13 protein-coding genes are annotated in these 19,924 nt (G+C 67.4%); 4 read left to right on the forward strand and 9 right to left on the reverse strand.

What is annotated here, in order from left to right:
* Window positions 1-6: 6 nt before the first annotated feature.
* Window positions 7-1,635, forward strand: a complete 1,629-nt coding sequence (locus FE263_RS15435; protein WP_138326916.1) for an alpha-D-glucose phosphate-specific phosphoglucomutase — start codon at window positions 7-9, stop codon at window positions 1,633-1,635.
* A gap of 6 nt (window positions 1,636-1,641) precedes the next feature.
* Here FE263_RS15435 and glgA read toward each other — a convergent pair whose 3' ends face one another.
* The 9 genes from glgA to FE263_RS15480 all read right to left on the reverse strand — a co-directional run bounded on the left by glgA (window position 1,642) and on the right by FE263_RS15480 (window position 15,407).
* Window positions 1,642-2,862 carry a glycogen synthase gene (gene glgA / locus FE263_RS15440; RefSeq protein ID WP_138326917.1) on the reverse strand — a complete coding sequence of 407 codons (1,221 nt, stop codon included), beginning with the start codon at window positions 2,860-2,862 and terminating at the stop codon, window positions 1,642-1,644.
* Between the two features lie 14 nt (window positions 2,863-2,876).
* A complete protein-coding gene (glgC, locus tag FE263_RS15445; RefSeq protein ID WP_138326918.1) occupies window positions 2,877-4,145 on the reverse strand; it encodes a glucose-1-phosphate adenylyltransferase in 1,269 nt (422 codons plus the stop codon).
* 146 nt (window positions 4,146-4,291) lie between these two features.
* Window positions 4,292-6,781: a glycogen/starch/alpha-glucan phosphorylase gene (locus tag FE263_RS15450; RefSeq protein WP_138326919.1), complete on the reverse strand. Its 2,490-nt coding sequence runs from the start codon at window positions 6,779-6,781 to the stop codon at window positions 4,292-4,294.
* Window positions 6,782-7,092: 311 nt separating this feature from the next.
* Entirely contained in the window at window positions 7,093-9,918 is a 2,826-nt protein-coding gene (locus FE263_RS15455; protein WP_138326920.1) for a molybdopterin-dependent oxidoreductase, read from the reverse strand.
* Window positions 9,915-10,754, reverse strand: coding sequence for an FAD binding domain-containing protein (locus tag FE263_RS15460; RefSeq protein WP_205880398.1), 840 nt, complete (start codon window positions 10,752-10,754; stop codon window positions 9,915-9,917). Before FE263_RS15460 ends, FE263_RS15455 begins: the two co-directional genes overlap by 4 nt.
* A 30-nt stretch (window positions 10,755-10,784) precedes the next feature.
* Entirely contained in the window at window positions 10,785-12,734 is a 1,950-nt protein-coding gene (locus FE263_RS15465) for a bifunctional 2',3'-cyclic-nucleotide 2'-phosphodiesterase/3'-nucleotidase (protein WP_205880399.1), read from the reverse strand.
* An 83-nt stretch (window positions 12,735-12,817) separates the two neighbouring features.
* Window positions 12,818-13,051, reverse strand: coding sequence for a hypothetical protein (locus tag FE263_RS15470; RefSeq protein WP_205880400.1), 234 nt, complete (start codon window positions 13,049-13,051; stop codon window positions 12,818-12,820).
* A 151-nt stretch (window positions 13,052-13,202) separates the two neighbouring features.
* Entirely contained in the window at window positions 13,203-14,603 is a 1,401-nt protein-coding gene (locus FE263_RS15475; protein WP_138326922.1) for a glutamate--cysteine ligase, read from the reverse strand.
* Between the two features lie 54 nt (window positions 14,604-14,657).
* Window positions 14,658-15,407 carry a 16S rRNA (uracil(1498)-N(3))-methyltransferase gene (locus FE263_RS15480; RefSeq protein ID WP_138326923.1) on the reverse strand — a complete coding sequence of 250 codons (750 nt, stop codon included), beginning with the start codon at window positions 15,405-15,407 and terminating at the stop codon, window positions 14,658-14,660.
* A gap of 46 nt (window positions 15,408-15,453) precedes the next feature.
* Here FE263_RS15480 and ubiA point away from each other — a divergent pair, with 46 nt between their 5' ends.
* The 3 genes from ubiA to FE263_RS15495 all read left to right on the forward strand — a co-directional run bounded on the left by ubiA (window position 15,454) and on the right by FE263_RS15495 (window position 19,922).
* Entirely contained in the window at window positions 15,454-16,413 is a 960-nt protein-coding gene (gene ubiA / locus FE263_RS15485) for a 4-hydroxybenzoate octaprenyltransferase (protein WP_240759708.1), read from the forward strand.
* A gap of 170 nt (window positions 16,414-16,583) precedes the next feature.
* A complete protein-coding gene (locus FE263_RS15490; RefSeq protein ID WP_138326924.1) occupies window positions 16,584-18,953 on the forward strand; it encodes a TonB-dependent receptor plug domain-containing protein in 2,370 nt (789 codons plus the stop codon).
* A gap of 18 nt (window positions 18,954-18,971) precedes the next feature.
* Window positions 18,972-19,922 carry an ABC transporter substrate-binding protein gene (locus FE263_RS15495; protein ID WP_138326925.1) on the forward strand — a complete coding sequence of 317 codons (951 nt, stop codon included), beginning with the start codon at window positions 18,972-18,974 and terminating at the stop codon, window positions 19,920-19,922.
* Window positions 19,923-19,924: the final 2 nt, after the last annotated feature.

The following is a 19,924-nucleotide window of genomic DNA, read 5'->3' on the forward strand; positions in this document are numbered from 1 at the left end:
CATCCAATGGAAATGATCGTGTCGACCAGGCCGTTCGACGACCAGAAGCCCGGCACGTCCGGCCTGCGCAAGCGGGTGCCGGTATTCCAGCAGCCGAACTATCTCGAGAACTTCGTGCAGTCGATCTTCGGCAGCCTGAGCGGCTACGAAGGCAAGATGCTGGTGGTCGGCGGCGACGGCCGTTACCACAACGCCGAGGCGATCCAGACCATCATCCGCATGGCCGCCGCCAACGGCTTCGGGCGCATCTTGGTCGGCCAGGGCGGCCTGCTCTCGACCCCGGCCGCGTCCTGCGTGATCCGCAAGCACCAGGCGTACGGCGGCATCATCCTGTCCGCCTCGCACAACCCGGGCGGCCCGGACGGCGATTTCGGCATCAAGTACAATATCGGCAACGGCGGCCCCGCACCGGAGAAGATCACCGAGGCGATCTACGCCCACACCCGCACCATCGAGCAGTATCGTACACTGGACACGCCGCCGGTGAAGCTGGACGAAGTCGGCACCGTCGAGGTTGGTGGCGCTGTCTGCGAGATCATCGATCCCGTCTCGGATTACCTCGAGCTGATGCGCTCGCTGTTCGACTTCGAGGCAATTCGCGCGGCAATCGCCGGTGGCTTGCGCATCCGCATGGATTCGATGCACGCGGTCACCGGGCCGTATGCGCACAAGATCCTGGAGCAGGAGCTTGGCGCCCCGGCGGGCACCGTGATGAACGGCGTACCGTCGCCGGACTTTGGCGGCCACCATCCCGATCCGAACATGGTGTATGCCGCCGACCTGTTCGACCTGATGATGGGGCCGGACGCGCCGGACCTCGGTGCCGCCTCCGACGGCGACGGCGACCGCAACCTGATCATCGGGCGGGGAATATTTGTCACCCCGTCCGACAGCCTGGCGGTGCTCGCCGCCAACGCGCATCTCGCACCCGCCTACAAGGGGGGCCTGAAAGGCATCGCCCGCTCGATGCCGACCAGCGCCGCGGCCGATCGGGTCGCCGAGCGGCTCGGCATTCCCTGCTACGAGACCCCGACCGGCTGGAAGTTCTTCGGCAACCTGCTCGATGCGGATCTAGCGACGATCTGCGGCGAGGAGAGCGCCGGAACCGGCTCCAATCATGTCCGAGAGAAGGACGGGCTGTGGGCGATCCTGCTCTGGCTCAACATCCTCGCCGTACGCAAGCAGACCGTGCAGGAGATCGTGCACGAGCATTGGCGGATCCACGGCCGCAACTACTACGCGCGGCATGATTACGAGGAGGTCGAGACCAAGGGCGCCAATGCGTTGATGGACGGCCTGCGCGAGCAGCTGCCCAGGCTGGCGGGCCGGCAGTTCGGTGCTCTCACCGTTGGTGGGGCCGACGACTTCTCCTATATCGACCCGGTCGATGGATCGGTGAGCACCCGGCAGGGCATACGCATCCTGTTCGAGAACCGTTCGCGCATCGTGTTCCGCTTGTCCGGCACCGGTACTGCGGGCGCTACGCTCCGCGTCTATCTGGAATGTTTCGAGGCGGATCCTGCGGGGCAGGACCGGCCGGTCGCCGAAGCGCTTGCCCAGCTCATCGAGATTGCCGAGCAGGTGGCCGGCATAAGGGCGAACACCGGCCGCGACAAACCGACCGTCATTACCTGAGACGACTCATTCCCGCTCCACCAGCGACCGGTACAGGTCGAGGGTGGTATGGGCGATGGCGTCCCAGCTGAAATGCTCCACCACGCGACGGCGGCCGTTCTTGCCGAGCCGTTCGCGACGTTCGGGGTCGCGGGCAAGCTCGTTGATCGCGCTCGCCAACCGGGCCGAGAACGCCGCCGGATCGGCCGGCTCGAACGTGCCGGGTTGCAGACCGACATCGACAAGGACGCCGGTCTCGCCCGGCACCACCACTTCCGGAATGCCGCCGACCGCCGACGCAACCACCGCGGTTTCGCACGCCATTGCCTCGAGATTGATTATTCCGAACGGCTCGTAGACCGACGGGCAGCAGAAGATCGCCGCCTGAGCATAGAGCTTGATGGTTTCCGCTCGTGGGAGCATCTCGCGGATCCAGATCACGCCTGGTCTTCCCTCGGCGACCTTGGCCACACCCTCGCGCATCTCCTGGCCGATCTCAGGGGTATCCGGCGCGCCGGCGCACAGCACCACCTGGAGATCCGGATCGATCTCCGGGATCGCATTCACCAGGTGGATGATACCCTTCTGCCGGGTGATGCGGCCGACGAACAGGACGTAGGGCCGGTCGGGATCGATGCCGTGCTTGACGAGAATGTTCCGGTCCGCGCTCGGCTGATACTCCTCCGGATCGATCCCGTTATGGATGACATGGACCTTCTCGGGTGCCACATCGAACAATCGCAGTACGTCGTCCCGTGTCTCACGTGAAACGGCGATGACCGCATCCGCCGCCTCGATCGAGATGCGCTCCATCCAGGCACTCAGATGATAGCCGTTGCCAAGTTGCTCGACCTTCCATGGCCGCAGCGGCTCCAGCGAATGGATGGTCAGCACGAACGGCACGCCCCACAGCTTCTTGGCGAGCAGTCCGGCCATGTCGGTGTACCAGGTGTGGCAATGCACCAGGTCGGCGTCGAGACGATCCTTGGCCATCACGATGGAGCGGGCCAGCGCATCGACGGCACCGACATAACGCGGGTCGGTGTTGCGGGCCGTCTCGTCCCACTGCTCGTATCCCTTGACGGTCAGCGGACCGGTATCGATACGCTGGTCGCCGAACGCGCGCACCTCGACCTTGATCAGCCGCGCCAACGCCCGGCTGAGATATTCGACATGCACGCCGGCGCCGCCGTAGATGGTCGGCGGGTATTCCTTGCTGAACAGCGCGACCTTGTTGAGCTCGGCCATGTCCGCCTCCCCTCCTAGAGCCCGAGGCGATCGATCATCGGCTGGGTGATGAGGCAGACCCCCTTGGCAGAGCGGGTGAAGCGCGCCTCGTCGAGCTCGGGATCCTCGCCCACCACAAGCCCCTCCGGGATACGCACCCGGCTGTCGATCACCACGTTGCGCAGCCGGGCACCACGGGCGACATCCACGTAGGGCAGGATCACCGCATTCTCGATCTTGCCGTAAGAGTGCACGTGCACGCCGGTGAACAGCAGCGAACGGCGCAGATGGCTGCCGCTGATGATGCAGCCACCGGACACCAGGCTGTCGGTCGCTTGGCCGCGGCGGTCATCGTCGTCGTGCACGAACTTGGCCGGCGGCACGACCTCGCCATAGGTCCAGATCGGCCACTCGTGGTCATACAGGTCGAGCGCCGGCAGCGGGTCGCACAGGTCGATGTTGGCCTGCCAGTAGGCATCGACGGTGCCGGCGTCGCGCCAGTAGGGCTCGGCTTCCGCATTGGCGGTGACGCAGGAGGTTGAGAAGCGGTGTGCGACAGCTTTGCCGTGCTTCACGATGTAGGGAATGATGTCCTTGCCGAAATCATGGTCGCTGCCCGGGGTCTGGGCGTCCCGGCGCAGCTGGTCGAACAGGAACGTCGAGTTGAAGACGTAGATGCCCATGCTGGCCAGCGCGAGGTCGGGCCGGTCCGGCATCCCCGGCGGATCCTTCGGCTTCTCCAGGAACGAGATGATGCGGTCCTCTGTGTCGACATGCATGACACCGAAGGCGCTGGCCTCCTCGCGCGGCACCTCGACGCAGCCGACCGTGACATCGGCATTCGACGAGACATGCTGCTGCAGCATGAGCTCGTAATCCTGCTTGTAGACATGGTCGCCGGCCAGGATGACCATGAAGCGCGGCGCGTAGCTCTCGATGATGTCGAGGTTCTGGTAGACCGCATCGGCAGTGCCGGAGTACCAGCCATGCTCCGAAACGCGCTGGCTGGCCGGCAGGATGTCGAAGCTCTCGTTGCGCTCCGGCCGGAAGAAGTTCCAGCCCCGCTGCAGGTGCCGGATCAGCGAGTGCGCCTTGTACTGGGTGGCGACGCCGATGCGTCGAATGCCGGAATTGAGCGCATTCGACAACGCGAAGTCGATGATCCGCATCTTGCCGCCGAAATAGACGGCAGGCTTGGCACGTCGATCGGTCAGGTCGAGAAGCCGGCTGCCGCGACCGCCAGCCAGCACATAGGCCATGGCGCTACGCGACAGCGCGGCATTGTTCTGTGTCGGATTGATCATGAGCGTCCCCCGGGTTGAACTTTTTGTTCTTGCAGCTCGACTTGGATCCAACAGTCGGGCCTGCGCCGGGTGGGCGGGCGCGGGTCAGAGAGTCGGCCGGTCCGGGCCAGGGACCGGATCGACCATCTCCAACCCGGAGCCTAGCCTCAGGGTTGCATGACGGGAACCCGCCAGATCGACTCCGCATACTCCCGGATCGAGCGGTCGGAGGAGAACCAGCCGAGGCGGGCGGTATTCAGCATGGCCATCCGCCACCAGCGGGCGGGCTGCTGCCAGAACGCATCCACCTCGGCCTGCGCCGCCGCGTAGCTGTCGAAGTCGGCGGCAAGCATGAAGCGATCGTACGATTGCGTACCGTCGATCAGGTTACGGTAACGGTGCGGCTCTTCCGGGCTGAACTGGCCGGAGGTGATCATGTCGAACACCTCGGACAATACCGGATTGGCGCGGACGGCGTGGTGGCTGTCGAGGCCGGTGGCCGACTGCGCTGCGACCTCGGAAGCGGTCAGGCCGAAGATGAAGATGTTCTCGGCACCCACGAAGTCGCGGATCTCGATGTTGGCGCCATCCAGCGTGCCGATGGTAAGCGCGCCGTTCAGTGCCAGCTTCATGTTGCCGGTGCCGGATGCCTCCATGCCGGCGGTGGAGATCTGCTCGGACAGGTCGGCCGCCGGGACGATCTGCTCGGCCAGGCTCACATTATAGTTCGGCATGTACACGATCTTCAGCCGATCGCCGACCACCGGATCATTGTTCACCATCTGTGCCACGTCGTGCACCAGGCGGATGATCTCCTTGGCGCGGACATAGCCCGGGGCTGCCTTGCCGGCGAAGATCTTGACGCGCGGCACCCAGTGGCGCCCCGGATCTGCCAGGATCGCCCGGTAGTGCGCGATCGCCTGCACGATGTTGAGCAGTTGGCGCTTGTACTCGTGGATACGCTTTACCTGCACATCGAACAGGCTGGCCGGATCGACCACGATGCCGGTGCGCTCCCGGATCACTATTGCCAGCCGCTGCTTGCAGGCCAGTCGTTCGGCGGCGAAGGCTGCCTGCAGCGCCGGATCGTCGGCATGGTCGGCGAGCCGCCCCATCTGGAGCGGGTCGCTCAGGATGCCGTCGCCCAGCGTCTCCACCAGCAACCGGGTCAGCCCCGGATTGGCGCGATGCAGCCAGCGGCGGAAGGTGATGCCATTGGTCTTGTTGCTGATGCGTCCCGGGTAGAGCTGGTCCATGTCCTGGAACAGCCGGCTGCGCACCAGGTCGGAATGCAGCGCCGAGACGCCGTTGATGGCATGGCAGCCGAGGAAGCTCAGATGGCCCATCCGCACCCGGCGGCCGTGCAGCTCGTCGACCAGGGAGAGCTCGGCCAGCACCCGGTGATCGGCGCCCTTATCGCGCGCCGCCTGCATGTGACGCATGTTGATCAGGTAGATCAGCTGCATGTGGCGCGGCAGCAGCCGCTCCATCAGCGCCACCGGCCACGTCTCCAGCGCCTCGGGCAGCAGGGTGTGGTTGGTGTAGCTGAAGGTCTCGTTGGTGATCGTCCAGGCACGGTCGAAGTCCAGCCGGTGTACGTCGACCAGCAGGCGCATCATCTCGATGATAGCGATCGCCGGGTGGGTGTCGTTGAGCTGGATCGCCGCCTTGTCGGGCAGGGTGTCCAGCGTACCGAATTCGACCAGGTGCCGCGACAGCAGGTCCTGCAGGGAGGCCGAGGCGAAGAAATACTCCTGGCGCAGGCGCAGCTCCTGGCCCGCCGAGCTCTCGTCGCCGGGATACAGCACGCGGCTGATGGCCTCGGTCTTCACCCGGTCGCGCAGCGCGCCGACATGGTCGCCGCGGTTGAAGGCGTCGAGCTGCAGCGGCTCGGGAGCACGTGCCGCCCACAGCCGAAGCGTGTTGGTGTGCTGGCCACCGGCACCGACCACCGGAGTGTCGTAGGCGACGGCGTGGATGGTCTCGTCCGGGGTCCAGACATGCGGGCCGGTCGGCTCATGCCCGGGCTCGCCGGTCACCGAGCCGCCGAAGTCGACCGGGTAGAAGGTGGCGCGCGGGAACTCCCACGGGTTGCCATGCGCCAGCCAGGTCTCCGGCAGCTCGCGCTGCAACCCCTGCTCGATCACCTGGCGGAACAGGCCGTGCTCGTAGCGGATGCCGTAGCCGTAGGCCGGGATCTTGAGGGTGGACATGCTCTCCATGAAGCAGGCCGCCAGCCGGCCGAGGCCGCCATTGCCCAGCGCGGCATCCGGCTCCTCCAGCACGATCTCGTCGAGCTGCACGCCGCACTGCTGCAGGGCCTCGCGCACCTGGCCGGTCAGCCCGAGATTGCCGATGGTGTCCATCAGCACGCGGCCGATCAGGAACTCCAGCGACAGGTAGTAGACGCGCTTGCCGCCTTCGCCTTCGGCGGCGCGATCGGCGAACCAGCTGCTGGTCGCGGCATCACGCACCGCGTAGGCGGTCGCCACGAACCAATCGCGCGGGCTGGCAGTACGGGGTTCGCGACCGACCTGGTAGATCAGCTTGCCAAGGATGCGGAGCCGCATGGCTTCGACGCTGCCGTCGAGCGGCGGCAGGGAGCTGCCCTCCTGCTGTCCCGATGCTGCTTTCCAGGCCAGATCATGCAAATCCATATGTTCTTTCCCAAGCCAAGGCGCGGCTGCTTGTTCGTCATCCAGGCCAGGCGATGTCCCACAGCCGGGCGCGCCGTGCCGGAATGGAAATCCTGGAGTTGAGCGCCGGCCCGAATTCGAAATAACGAGTCCGGCGTCTAAACAATCGTGATGTCCGTACAGTGACGTTCATAATGAGGCGGACAAGCCCATTACCAGGCGAGGCCAGAGCCACCCAGGCAGGCCGCTATCTAGAGCCTTGACACCATCCGGTCCATCAATTTCGGGCCTGACGTTGTTTCCCTGAAGCAGGTTGCAACCTGACAACAGCTTTATGTCGGCGTGATGGCAATTCCCCCAGATGGATCGGTCACCGGATGCACGGCCTCGATACTGGGCGGTCCAGTGTCAGGCCGTGACGGGCAGGCCGGGGCAAGCAGCCGGAAGATGCTGTCCGGGCGGAATGGCGTCGCCCGGATCCTGGTGCCCGTCGCCCGGGCGATCGCATTGCCGAGCGCGGCTGCCACCGGGTTGAACGGGCTCTCGCTCATGGATTTCGCGCCAAATGGCCCGAGCCTGTCGAATGTATCCGCAAACACCACCTCGGTAAGTGGAATATCGGCCATCCTGGGCACGTGGTAGTTTCGGAAGCTCGGGTTGGCGATCGCCCCGCCTGGAGCGATCACCATCCGTTCGGTCAGCGCCGCACCCACCGCCTGCGCCACACCGCCCTCGATCTGGCCGACACACTGCGCGGGGTTGATGACGCGGCCCGCATCGGCGGCATGGATGCTGTGCAGAATACGCAACTCGCCGGTGACGCGATTCACCGCAACCCGAAAACCCTGTACGTTGAAGGCCACCGACCGTGGTGACCCGGTGGTCTCGCCGAACCCCTGCAGCGTCATATCGGAATCGGCGGCCGCACCGGCCAGCGCAGCATAGCTGACCGCCCGCGTCCCGCTATGCACCGCGCCGTCCTGCAGCACGCAATCCGCTTCCGGCACCCCGAGCCGCATGGCGGCAACCGCGACCAGGTCGCGGCGCAGGGCCTCGCAGGCGCGCACCGTCGCAAGGCCGGCAACCACCGTCCCGGTGCTGCCGAACGCGCCGGTGTCGTAGCCAAGCTGCGCGGTATCGGACTGTGACAGGTGGATGCGATCCGGCGGCACCGACAAGATCGCCGCCGCGAACTGCACATGGACCGTGCTGGTGCCGTTGCCGAATTCGGCAGTTCCGACATGCAGGGTGACAGAACCGTCCGGTTCCAACGAGACGCGCGCCTGCGAAAGATGACCACGCGGCGGAATGGTATCGATCATGCCAAGCGCGATGCCGGCGCCGACCGCCCACTCCTCGCCTTGCGGTGCCTGTAGGCCGGCATCGCGGTCCAAGGCGCCGCGCACCAGCGCCAGGCATTGGTCCAGGCCATAGCTGCCATATTCCACATCGTGCTCGGCACTGTCGAACGAGACCATGGCGTCGCCGGGCCGCACGATGTTTTGTTCCCGCAACAGGATTGGATCGAGGTCGAGCGCCTCGGCCAGCTCGTCCATGGCGGATTCGATGGCGTAGTTGGTCTGGCTGAGCCCGTAGCCGCGAAATGCCCCGGCTGGAGGCGTGTTGGTATAGACCGATACGCCGTCTATCCATTTGTTGGCGCAGCGATAGACGCCGACGCTTTCCCCGCATCCATGAAACAGCACGCCCGGGGCATGATTGCCATATGCGCCGGTATCGGACAGCACATCCATGGCCATCGCCGTCAGCACGCCGTCGCGGGTGGCACCGAGACGCACGCGGACGAGCATGGCATGGCGGCCGGCGGCGCCGATGAAGGCCTCCTCGCGGGAGTACTCGATCCCGACCGCCCGTCCGAGCCGCAAGGCGGCGCAAGCAACGATATCCTCGACCAGCATCTCCTGCTTGCCGCCGAAGCCGCCGCCGACCCGCTCGCACAGCACGCGTACCCGCTCGCGCGGCAGGTCGAGCACGGTGCACAACGCGTCGCGCACCAGGAACGGCACCTGCGTGCTGGACCGGACGGTCAGCACACCGTCGGGGTCTTGCCAGGCGACCGCGGCATGGGTCTCCAGATGGGCGTGCTGCAGGCGCTGCGAGCGGTAGGTGACATCCACCGTGACATCGGCGGCGTCCAGTCCGGCGGTGACGTCGCCGATCCCGCCATGCAGCTCGGCGACGACGTTGCGCCTGCAATCCGCGATCCGCGCATCGGCCGGCTTGTCATGCAGGATCGGAGCGTCCGGCAGCATGGCGCACTCGGCATCGAGCAGCGCCGGCAGCAACTCATACTCGACATCGAGCACGGCGCAGGCGCGTACCGCCGCCTGCTCGGTATCCGCCACCACCGCCGCCACGCGCTGGCCGACGAAGCGGACGACATCGTCGAGCATGCGCGTGTCGTCCGGGTCGTCGTGCGCATTCTCGTGGCGCGCGGTCGAGAACAGGCGGGCAGGGACATCCTCGTGCGTCAAGACCAGCCGCACGCCCGGCACCGCCAGCGCGGCGGTCCTATCGATGCGGCGAATGCGGGCGTGCGGGTACGGGGAGCGGTGGAGCCGGCAGTGCAGCACCGGCGTTCCTGGCGCCGGACCCGCTTCGCCATCCACCGGAAAATCCATCGTGTAGCGGGCGCGCCCGGTCACCACCGGGACGGCCGCCGGCGCCGGCACGCTGCGTCCGCAGGCAGGCACATCGGCGTCGATATTCACCCGGTCGAGCAACGCATCGCGGATACTGCGATAGCCGGTGCAGCGGCAGATATTGCCCTTCAACGCCTGTGCCGGATCACGTCGCTGCGCCGGGTCCAGCACGGTCGCGGTCAGGATCATGCCGGGTGTGCAGAACCCGCACTGGAAGGCGCCCGCCGCCAGGAAGGCGCGCTGCATCGGATGCAGGTCGCCCGCGCCGGCACCCAGGCCCTCGATGGTGGTGATGGCGCGGCCCTCCGCGCGGAACGCCGGATAGACGCAGGAATGCACCGCCTCGCCATCGACCAGCACGGTGCAGGCGCCGCAATCCCCGGCATCGCAGCCCTTCTTCACCCCGTGGCAGCCAAGGCCACGCAGCACGGTGCGCAGGCATTGTCCGGCGGCCGGCTCGACGCTGCGGGACGCGCCGTTCAGCGCGAACTTCAAGCGGCAAGCTCCCGCCGGATGTCCTCGGCCAGGCGCAGCGTCATGTGCCGCTTCCAGTCGGCGCTGCCATGCAGGTCGTCGAACAGGACCGCCGGATTCAGGCGCTGCGACAATGCGGCCTGCAGCCCGGCCGCGTCCGGCGGCGACCTGAAGTCGAGCCGCAGCGGGCGGCGCACAGCGGCGGTGACGGTCAGGCTCATGGCGCCGCCCGGGTCCGACGTGCCGATGAGCAGCGCCGCCGACCGCCCGTGGCTGGTCAGCGAGGCCTGCCGGATCGCCGCACGGCGTCGCAGCGCCGTGGCGGGCAGCGTGACGGAGCGCAGGATCTCGCCGGGACGCAGCGCCGTCTCGCCCGGCCCGGTCAGGAAGTCGATGGCGGCCAGGAGACGGTCTCCACCATCCGGCTGCCACACCAGGAAGACCCCCTGCAGCGCGGTGGCAAGGGCCGCCATCGGCGCCGCCGGCAGGCCCAGGCACAGGTTGCCTCCGACGGTGGCGACGTTGTGGATCTTGAACGAGCCCCACAGGGCGTCGCAGCTTGGCCGGAACAGGCTCGCCGCCGGCCACCCGGCGACCGGTTCGAAGGCGGCGAGTTCGGCGAGCCGGCAGGTGGCCGCGATCTCGAGCCCTTCGGGGCGCGGCTCGATCGGTGTCCAGCCGAACGAAGCAAGATCGATCAGCCGGCGCAAGCGGGTCTGCGGCTCGGAGAACAGCCAGCTCCCGCCGCCTACGAACGCATCCCCCGGGAGCGGTTCGGGCAGCGCTGCACGCCGGTCCGGCCTTACCAGTGTCTCGACGAAATGCAGGTCCAGTGCCGGCTCCTCCGATGCCCTCATGCATGCAAGAGGAAGGCCAGCGATGTCGGTTCAACCCAGGGCCAGGCCATAGCTCGTGTAGCCATCGACGCCGTCGCCCAGCCGGGTGACACCCGGATGCTCGCCCAGATGGCTGGCCGTCGCGGCGTTGCCGTTGAACGCCAGCATGACAGGGCGGGACAGCGGGGCGAACCGCCACACCGCGTCCGCCGCCGGGGTGATGGTGTGGTGGGCAAGCACGTAGCGCACGATGACGTCGCGGTTGAGGTCCGGCGCCGCCAGCACGATCCGGTCGGCGCCGGTTCCCGGAAAGCCGCCGCCGCCGTCGGCACGGTAGTTGTTGGTCACCACGACAAACTCCTGCGCCGGGTCGACTGGGCGGTCCCGATACTGCAGGTCGACGACACGGTGCGCGTCCGGGTGGACGAGCTTGCCGTCAGGCCCGTAACGTTCCGGCTGCGACAGGTCTATGGCGTAGGTGACGCCGGAGATGACGTCGAACATGTACGTCGGGATGCGGTGCGCGACGAGACCCTGCGGGCGGTTGACCGACGGATCGACCCGGTTGAAGATTGTCGCCGAGCGCTCCAGCCACTCGCGCAGTTCGGCGCCGCTGCAGTGCACCGCGCAGACCGTGTTGGCGAACATGTAGAGGCTGGCGATGTCCTTCATGTCGAGCGGCCCGGCCGGGATATCGACGAACTCATCCGGACCCATGCCACCGGCCTTGAAGGGCGATGCGGCGGACAGCACCGGCAGATGGCCGTGGCGCGTCTCCTGCAGCAGCGGCCGCGCGTACCAGAGCTGCGCGGCGTTCACCAGGGACAGCGAGGGATCGCTGCCGATCAGCGAGAAGAAGGTATTGATCGGGCGCGTGGTCTCGCCGACCGGCTGCTCCATCCAGCGCAGCGTCGCCTGGTGTTCCACCGACGCCGCCGCCAGCACGCGCGGATCGTCGGCTGCGAGCGGGATCGCGCGGTGGCCGTCCCGTCGGTAGATCGGCCGCGCTTCGACCTCGAAGTCGGCGACGCTCCACTCGTTGTTGGAGTATTTCTCCAGGGTGAGGTCGATCACGCCGAGATGGCTGCCCCAGAAACCGGGCATCACCGCGGGCTTGCCGCCGAGCGTGCCGCGCACCGCGTCGATGCCGGGGATGCCGGCGTAGTCCGGGCCGGGAAATACCCGGTGCGCGTGGCCGGTGAAGATCACGTCGATACCCGGCACTGCGGCGAGATGCAGCGACGCGTTCTCCTCGCCCCCCTGCCACGGGCCGGCGCCGATGCCGGAATGGCTGAGTGCTACGACGATGTCGGCGTTCCGACGCAACTCCGGCACGCATCGTCGCGCAGCCTCGACGATATCGACGGTGCGGATATGGCCTTCGAGCCTGCCCTTGTCCCAGATCATGATCTGCGGCGTCACGAAGCCGATCACGCCGATGCGCAGCGCGTGACTGTGCCCGGCGGTGTCGGTGAAGTGCCGGACCAGCACCATGGTCGGCGCCGCGAACGGCCGGCCATCCGGCATCTCGATATTGGCGCACACGAATGGGAACCTGGCGCTGTGCAATGCCGCGTGCAGGAAATCGAGTCCGAAGTTGAACTCGTGGTTGCCGAAGGTGGCGGCATCGTAGCCGAGCAGGTTCATCGCGCGGAACATCGGATGGCCATCCGCCGGCTTCAGATGGCCGGCTAGCGCCATGTAGTCGCCGAGCGGGTTGCCCTGGATGATGTCGCCGTTGTCGAACAGCAGGCTGTTGCGCGCCTCGTCCCGTGCCGTCTTGATCAATGTCGAGACCTTGGAGAGCCCGACCGTGTTGTCCTGCCGGGCGGCGTAGTAGTCGTAGTCATAGACGAACATGTGCAGGTCGGAGGTTTCCAGCAGCCGCAGCGGCAAGGTCGCCACCGGCGCCGCCTGCCCCTCGCCCGGCCTGGCGCCCCAGGTGGCCAGGCCACCGATGCCCGCCACTACCGCCCGCCGCGAGACGGCTTTGTCCGACATGCTGCACCCGGTCTGCCTGAGACCAGGCGCCATAGGTTGGATGACCAGCGGTCGTCAATCATCCAGTACGGCCAATGCATAGGTTAACCTGACGCCCCCATGAAGAGCGGGGCGCAGGTGTCCGCCCGCATCACGGGGACCGGTCGATCCGGCCCGACCAGCGGCCGCGCCTTGCGTTGTGCACGTGGATAGCTCGCAGCGGGATCGGCGGACATCCGTTCGATCACCGGCCATATTGCGACGCCTTCGACGATATCGGCATCAATTGCCATGCCAGTGGAATCATACGCCCGCAGCGACAGCAGGTGGATGCGCATGACCTCCGGGATGCCGGACAGATGCCGGACGGCTCGGCTGATGATTGGGATAAGCGGAAGCTCATGGCGGTCTCCCGCCTCGGTACCCCGACCAGAGCAGCCTCACGCAAATCAGCGTCCCGTTTCTTGCTCCGCTATCCGTCCTGGAACACTAGATGCTCGCCTCGGCGAAGATGCGCGACGCATCGCGGTTCCAAGCACCGTCATAGCGCGCCAGCCAGTGCTCGGCCTGGTTCGGGGCACCCGCCACGATGGCTTGCAGCGGTTCGAGATAGCGCCGCTCATCGCCGGCCGGGCCGTCGCCCGTCATACCACGTGCCCGCAACCCATCGGCGGCAATTTCCACCATGTCGCCCGCGAGGTCGCGCACGGTGCCGCTGCCCCAGCGCGCCGACAGCCCTTCCCGCGGCACCGCCGCGCGCAGCGAGACGTAGTCCGTCCAGTCGTGCCGGCGCACCAGGGCGTGCGCCGCCGCCAGCGCGGCCTCGTCGTACAGCAGCCCGACCCACAGCGCGCTCTGCGCCAGCATCATCTCCGGGCTGCCGGCATCGGCGCCGCGCATTTCCAGGAAGCGCTTCAGGCGCACGTCGGTGAACACCGTGGTGAGGTGGTCGTCGAAGTCGCCCAGCGTCGGCACCACGCCCGCCAGGCCGGGTTCCTTCCCGGCGAGCCAGCGCCGGAACGACAGGCCGGCGACGTCGCGCAGCGCGCCTTCCCGACTGACGAAATACATCGGCACGTCGAGCACCCAGTCGACAAAACGCTCGAACCCGAAGCCGGCCTCGAAGAAGGCGGGTGGCATGCCGGAGCGCGCATTGTCGGTGTCGGTCCAGATATGTGCGCGGGTCGACATGAAACCGCTCGGCCTGCCCTCGCGGAACGGCGAGTTGGCGAACAGCGCGGTGGCGACCGGCTGCAGCGCAAGCGCGACCTGCAGCTTGCGCCGCATGTCGGCCTCCGAGCCGTAGTCGAGATTGACCTGAACCGTGCAGGTGCGCTGCATCATGTCCAGCCCGAGCGTGCCGACCTCGGCCATGTAGCGGCGCATGATGGCGTAGCGGCTCTTCGGCATCCAGGGCATCTGCGCCCTCGTCGCGGTCGGATGGAAGCCGAGCGGCGCAAAGCCGAGCGCGGTGCCGGACCGCTCCACCGCACGGTGCAGCTCGGCGAAATGTCCGCGCATCTCCGCCTCGGTCCGGTGCAGGTCGGCCAGCGGCGCGCCTGACAGCTCGAACTGGCCGGCCGGCTCCAGGGAGATCGACGCGCCGCGATGCGCCGCCTGGCCCTTCAATCCGATGACATGGCCATTATCGGCAATCGGCTCCCATGGCAGCGACGGGTCGGACCCGAACGCCTCCAGCAGGGCCTCGATGCCGTCTGGCGTGTAGGGTGGCGGGGTAAGGTCGGGACGGAACCCGAACTTCTCGTGCTCGGTGCCGATCCGCCACTCCGCCGGCGGCTTGCAACCCTGCGCCAGATGGCCGGCAAGCTGGGTAAGCAGTCCAGGCCCTGGCTCGATCGGGGTGGCGTCCTGGTCACCGGGGTTCGACATCGGGCTCCGCTTGCATCAGCCGGGTTGGCCGATCTGAAGGCTCTGGTGGCGTCCTCATAGCGACGCCGCACCCTCCGGCACCAGCCCCCATCGCTCGCGGCCGGCCTGCAGGCAGGCGAGCCCGGCGGCTACCGCGGTGTCGGCGCGCAGGATGCGGCCGCCCAGCGACACCGCGGCGACGAACGGCCGCGACCGCAGCAGGTCCAGCTCGTGCGGCGTGAAGCCGCCTTCCGGACCGATCAGCAGCGCGGCGCCCAGGGCGGTCGGACCTCCCACAGCAGCGGATCGCTCGATGGCGGCCCAGATCGGCGCGTCCGGTGGCCAGCCACCCAGCAGGTCCGGCAGGCGCACCGGCTCCAGCAGATCGGGCACGCTCAGCCGCTCGCACTGCTCGGCGGCCTCGGTGGCAATGGCGCGCAGCCGGTCCAGGTTGACCCGGCCGGTATTGGTGCGCTCGGTCAGCACCGGCCGGATCGCGCGCACGCCCAGTTCGGTCGCCATCCGCACCACCAGGTCGGTGGCATCGCGCTTCAGCGGTGCGAACAGCAGGACCGGGCCGCCCTCGTCGCAAGATGGCCGGACCTGGTGCGACAGCAGGAAGTCGCCGCGGCCGCGCTTGTGGAGTTGGCCGATGCTGGCCTCCCATTCGCCGTCGCGCTGGTTGAACAGCCGGACCGCGTCACCCGCGCCGCGCCGCAGCACCGCACCGAGATAGTGCGCCTGGTCCTCGCGCATCGGCACCGACGCGTTCGCCTGCAGCAGCGCCGCATCGGGATGGACATGCAGCCTTGGCCGGTCCTGCATCGGCCTGCTCCTTTCGGCGGTTGACCGGGCGGCGGGAGCCGCTTCATTGGAGGCGTTGCGCTGCCAGACCGGCCGGCGCGGGGCAAGGGCGAAGCAGGGGTTGACGCATACCGACATCGTCTCCGGCGGTTGGGTCGGCCGGCTGTCGCCGAAGTGGCGCGCCTATGCGCTGCTCGCCCGCCTGGACCGGCCGATCGGCAGCTGGCTGCTGTTCCTGCCCGGGCTGTGGGGCATCCTGCTGCCGCACGGCGTGCCGCCCACTGCCCGGCTGCGCCTGATCCTGCTGTTCGCCATCGGCAGCGTGGTGATGCGCTCGGCCGGCTGCGTGGTGAACGACATGTGGGACCGCGACATCGACCGCCAGGTGGCGCGCACCGCCGGCCGGCCGCTGGCCTCCGGGGCGCTCGGCATGGGCGAGGCGGCTGCCTTCCTGTGCCTGCTGCTGCTGACCGGGCTGGTCGTGCTGCTCTGCCTGCGTCCGTTGTGCTGGGCGCTCGGCGTGGCGTCGCTGCTGCTGGTCGCGCTGTATCCGCTGGCCAAGCGGATCACCTGGTGGCCGCAGCTGATGATGGGCTTCACCTTCGGCTTCGGTGCTCCGATGGGATATGTCGCCGCGACCGGCCGTATCGATGCCGGTTTCGCACTGATCTACGCCGCCGCGATCCTGTGGGATCTCGGCTTCGACACCGTCTACGGCTTCCAGGACATGCGTGACGATGCGCTGGTGGGCGTGAAGTCGACCTCCCGCATGATGGCCGGGGTGCCACGGCGCTTCGTCGGCGCCTGCTACGCCCTGGCGCTACTCTGCCTCGGCGCCGCCGGAACCGTCGCCCACCTGTCCTGGCCGTTCTGGCCGGCGCTGCTGCTGCCGGCGGCCCTGCTGGCCCGGCAGGTGATGCGGCTCGACAAGGATGACGCGGCGGCCTGTCTGCGCCTGTTCCGCGCCAACCGGGAGGTGGGCCTCGCCATCGGGCTGGCGCTGGCGGCCGGACACCTGCCGGGCTGAACCCACGCCGCCACCGATCCTCAACCCGCGCTCAAGCCGGTGTTTGCGGATACTCGAGCGACCTCGCAGTTGCCACCCGTTATTCCCTCTGCATGTCGTTGGTTTCCGAAAGCCAACGCCATCGATAGTGGAATACAGGTGTTTCGAGAGTGCGTGCATCCGACCTTCTCATGCTGCCGTTCGTCGTCGGCTCGATCCAGGCGCTCGGGACCGGCGCATTCGCCGCGCCAGCCCCGGCAGACGATACCACCGGCGCCGGCGCCCTCTCGGAGCAGGTCATCGTCACCGGGACCCGCGACTGGCAACGCACCGCACGCGACAGCAACAGCCCGATCGACATAATCTCCGGCGAGACGCTGCGGCAGACCGGCGCTCTGAACCTGTCGGACGCGCTGACCCGGACCGATCCATCGGTCAACAGCAGCATCCTGGGCGGCTCCGGACTCGTCTCCGGGATCAGGATGCGCGGGCTGAGCCCGAATGAGGTGCTGGTCCTGATCGACGGCAAGCGCCGCCACACCAGCGGCGTGATCGCGACCTACAACGGGCCGGAACACGGCTCTACGCCGGTCGACCTGGACCTCATCCCGGTCTCGGCGATCGATCATGTCGAGGTGCTGCGCGACGGTGCCGCCGCGATGTACGGCTCCGATGCGATCGCCGGCGTCATCAACGTCATCCTGAAGAAGAACCCGCAGGGCATGACGCTGAGTGCGCAGACCGGAGCGGCGCCGTTCAACTCCCTTTACAACCAGCAGGGCTGGGGCGCGCAGATCAATGCCGATGGCGGCTGGTCGCTGGGTGACGACGGATACCTGCATGTAAGCGGCCAGGTCTATCACGCCGACCACTATGCCACCGGCGGCGTCGACTACCGGTCCGGGCTGCAGGACGACGAGAATTTCGGCCTGCCGGAGCAGACCCGGGAAACCCTGGCGATCAACGCCGGCAAAACCATCGTGCCGGGGATCGATGCCTATGGGCTCATCACCTACGGGCACCGCCATATCCAGCTCTACGAGACCAACCGGCTGCCGAACATCCTGCCGGAGATCTATCCGTACGGCTTCGAGCCTTCCCAGGTGAACGAGGAGAACGACTATTCGGCGACGCTCGGGTTGAAGGGCGAGAACCTGTTCGGCCTGCACTGGGACCTGAGCACGACCTACGGCGCCGACGAGAGCCGCCTCTCGACGATCAACACCGCGAACCTGAGCTACTACGCCGCCTACGGCTACACACCGACGACCGTGTTCGCGGAGGCCTACCGCAATGCCCAGTGGACCAACAATCTCGACCTTTCCAGGCAGGTCAGCGTGCTTGGCAAACCCGTGCAGGTCTCGTTCGGCGCCGAGCACCGGCTGGAGACCTACGACATCACATCCGGCAGCCCGGCTTCCTACCTGCTCGGCGGCGTCCAGGCCGCGCCAGGCCTGACGCCGCAATCCGCCGGGTCCTGGAGCCGGGACGTGTGGGCCGGCTATATCGACACCGACATCCATCCCACCCGCCGCTGGGACGTCGATCTCGCAGGCCGCTTCGAGCACTACACCGACTTCGGAAATACCGAGACCGGCAAGCTCTCGACCCGCTACGAGATCTCGCCACGGCTCGCCCTGCGCGGCACGATCAGCAACGGGTTCCGCGCGCCGACCCTGGCCGAGGAGAACTTCAGCAGCCTCAGCGTCACACCGACCGGAGCCAGCGGCAGCCTCGCCGTCAGCTCCCCGGCGGCGCGATCGCTCGGTGCGCTGCCACTCAAGCCGGAGCGCTCGACCAGCGTCAGCGGCGGCATCGTCATGGAGCCGATACGCCGCGTCCATGTCACCGTGGACGCCTACCAGATCAACATCCGGGATCGCATCGTCGGCGGTGGAAACTATGTCGGCGCCGTCGCGGAGGACGCCATCGGCCTGACCGGGATCGCGTTGCCGCCCAACCTGGTGCCCAACGACGTCTCCGCGAACTATTTTTCCAACGGCGCCAGTACGCGCACCCAGGGGCTGGACATCGCCGCCGACACCAGGAGCCATCTCGGCCATTACGGCAGCATCGACTGGTCCGCCGGCATCGACCTCAACCGTACGACGCTGCACCACCTTGCATCGGATGCGAACGGCAATCCGCTGCTCAACGCGCAGGGCATCTCGTACCTGACCTCGTCGGTACCGCGCAGCAAGATCATTCTTGACGCGCACTGGATCCTTGGCCGGTGGGACGTCAATCTGCGGCAGACCCGCTACGGCGAGTCGACCGGGCTCGAGACCTACCAGATCGCGGCACCGGCTGCGCTGCGCTACTCGAACGTCGCGTTCCTCGAATTCAAGAACACGCCGCGGTGGCTGACCGACCTCGAGGTCGGCTACCGGATCACGCCGAGGATCCGGCTTTCGCTCGGCGGCAACAACATCTTCGATATCCGCCCGCGCGAGCTCCCGGAGATTGCCCGCTACCAGGGAAACTCGCTCTACGACATCGCTGTCTCCGGCATCCCGATCTATGGCGGATACTATTACGGTCGAGCGGCGGTCACGTTCTGAATACGCAAGGAGCCGTCGATGACACTCTCGATCACACGTCGCCGCACGATCGTTGCGATGGCCGGTGCGCTGGCGCCCATCGCCTGCCGCAGCAGTGCCGCGGCGGCGTCGCCGGTCAGGCTCAGCTACCAGGAGAGCTCGGTACTGCTGCAGGTCCTGCGCAACCGCGCCATCCTGGAGCCGCGACTGCAGGCGCTCGGCTTCACGCCGGTCTGGAGCCAGCTCGGTCACTCGCTGGCGGAACTCGGCCAGGTCGACTTCCAGGGTGACGTCGCGGAAGCCGTTCCGGTGATGATCCACCAGAAGCTGCCGAACCTCATCCTCTACGCAGCCGAGGGACCAAGCCCGCGTGCCGCCGGCATCGTCGTCCGCAACGACGGCGGCATCAACGGCGTGCCGATGCTCAACCGCAAGCGGGTCGGTGTCGCCAAGGGCGGCAGTTCCTTCGACCTGCTGCTGCGCAGCCTGCACAACAACGGAATGTCGCTGGCGGACATCGAGGCGACCTACCTGCCGGAGGCCGCATCCAGTGCCGCGTTCAGCAGCGGCCACCTCGATGCATGGGCAACCTACGATCCATTCCTGTCGTCCGCGGAGACCGATCCGCGCGCCCGGCTGCTGACGGATGGTGGCAGCCAGGGCCTGCGCTACGATCGCTACTACATGGTCGATGCAGGTTTCGCCCGTGCGCATCCGCAGGTGGTCAAGGCGATGTTCGACGCCCTGGTCGAAGGCGCCGCCTGGATCCGCACCCACCCCGACCAGGCGACGACGCTGCTCTCCGGCCTGTGGCAGAACATGCCGCTCGAGGCGGTCCGGCGGATCGACAGCCACCGGAACTACTCCGTGCGCGCCATCGACAACACCGACATCCCGACCCTGCAGCAGATCGCCGGCCGCTACCGCGCCGCCGGTGTCCTGCCGATGGATCCCGATGTTGCCTCGATCGGCATCTGGAAGGCGGCCTGAGA

This window comes from Lichenicoccus roseus, from assembly GCF_005844085.1.
GTDB classification, from domain to species: Bacteria; Pseudomonadota; Alphaproteobacteria; order Acetobacterales; family Acetobacteraceae; genus Lichenicoccus; species Lichenicoccus roseus.

What these genes read in the sequence shown, in the direction of transcription:
- FE263_RS15465 (WP_205880399.1), bottom strand. Translation starts at nt 12,734, where the DNA reads ATGTCGGACAAAGCCGTCTCGCGGCGGGCGGTAGTGGCGGGCATCGGT.
- FE263_RS15435 (WP_138326916.1), top strand. Translation starts at nt 7, where the DNA reads ATGGAAATGATCGTGTCGACCAGGCCGTTCGACGACCAGAAGCCCGGC.
- glgC (WP_138326918.1), bottom strand. Translation starts at nt 4,145, where the DNA reads ATGATCAATCCGACACAGAACAATGCCGCGCTGTCGCGTAGCGCCATG.
- FE263_RS15480 (WP_138326923.1), bottom strand. Translation starts at nt 15,407, where the DNA reads ATGCAGGACCGGCCAAGGCTGCATGTCCATCCCGATGCGGCGCTGCTG.
- FE263_RS15490 (WP_138326924.1), top strand. Translation starts at nt 16,584, where the DNA reads ATGCTGCCGTTCGTCGTCGGCTCGATCCAGGCGCTCGGGACCGGCGCA.
- FE263_RS15450 (WP_138326919.1), bottom strand. Translation starts at nt 6,781, where the DNA reads ATGGATTTGCATGATCTGGCCTGGAAAGCAGCATCGGGACAGCAGGAG.
- FE263_RS15460 (WP_205880398.1), bottom strand. Translation starts at nt 10,754, where the DNA reads ATGAGGGCATCGGAGGAGCCGGCACTGGACCTGCATTTCGTCGAGACA.
- FE263_RS15470 (WP_205880400.1), bottom strand. Translation starts at nt 13,051, where the DNA reads ATGCGCATCCACCTGCTGTCGCTGCGGGCGTATGATTCCACTGGCATG.
- FE263_RS15495 (WP_138326925.1), top strand. Translation starts at nt 18,972, where the DNA reads ATGACACTCTCGATCACACGTCGCCGCACGATCGTTGCGATGGCCGGT.
- FE263_RS15475 (WP_138326922.1), bottom strand. Translation starts at nt 14,603, where the DNA reads ATGTCGAACCCCGGTGACCAGGACGCCACCCCGATCGAGCCAGGGCCT.
- glgA (WP_138326917.1), bottom strand. Translation starts at nt 2,862, where the DNA reads ATGGCCGAGCTCAACAAGGTCGCGCTGTTCAGCAAGGAATACCCGCCG.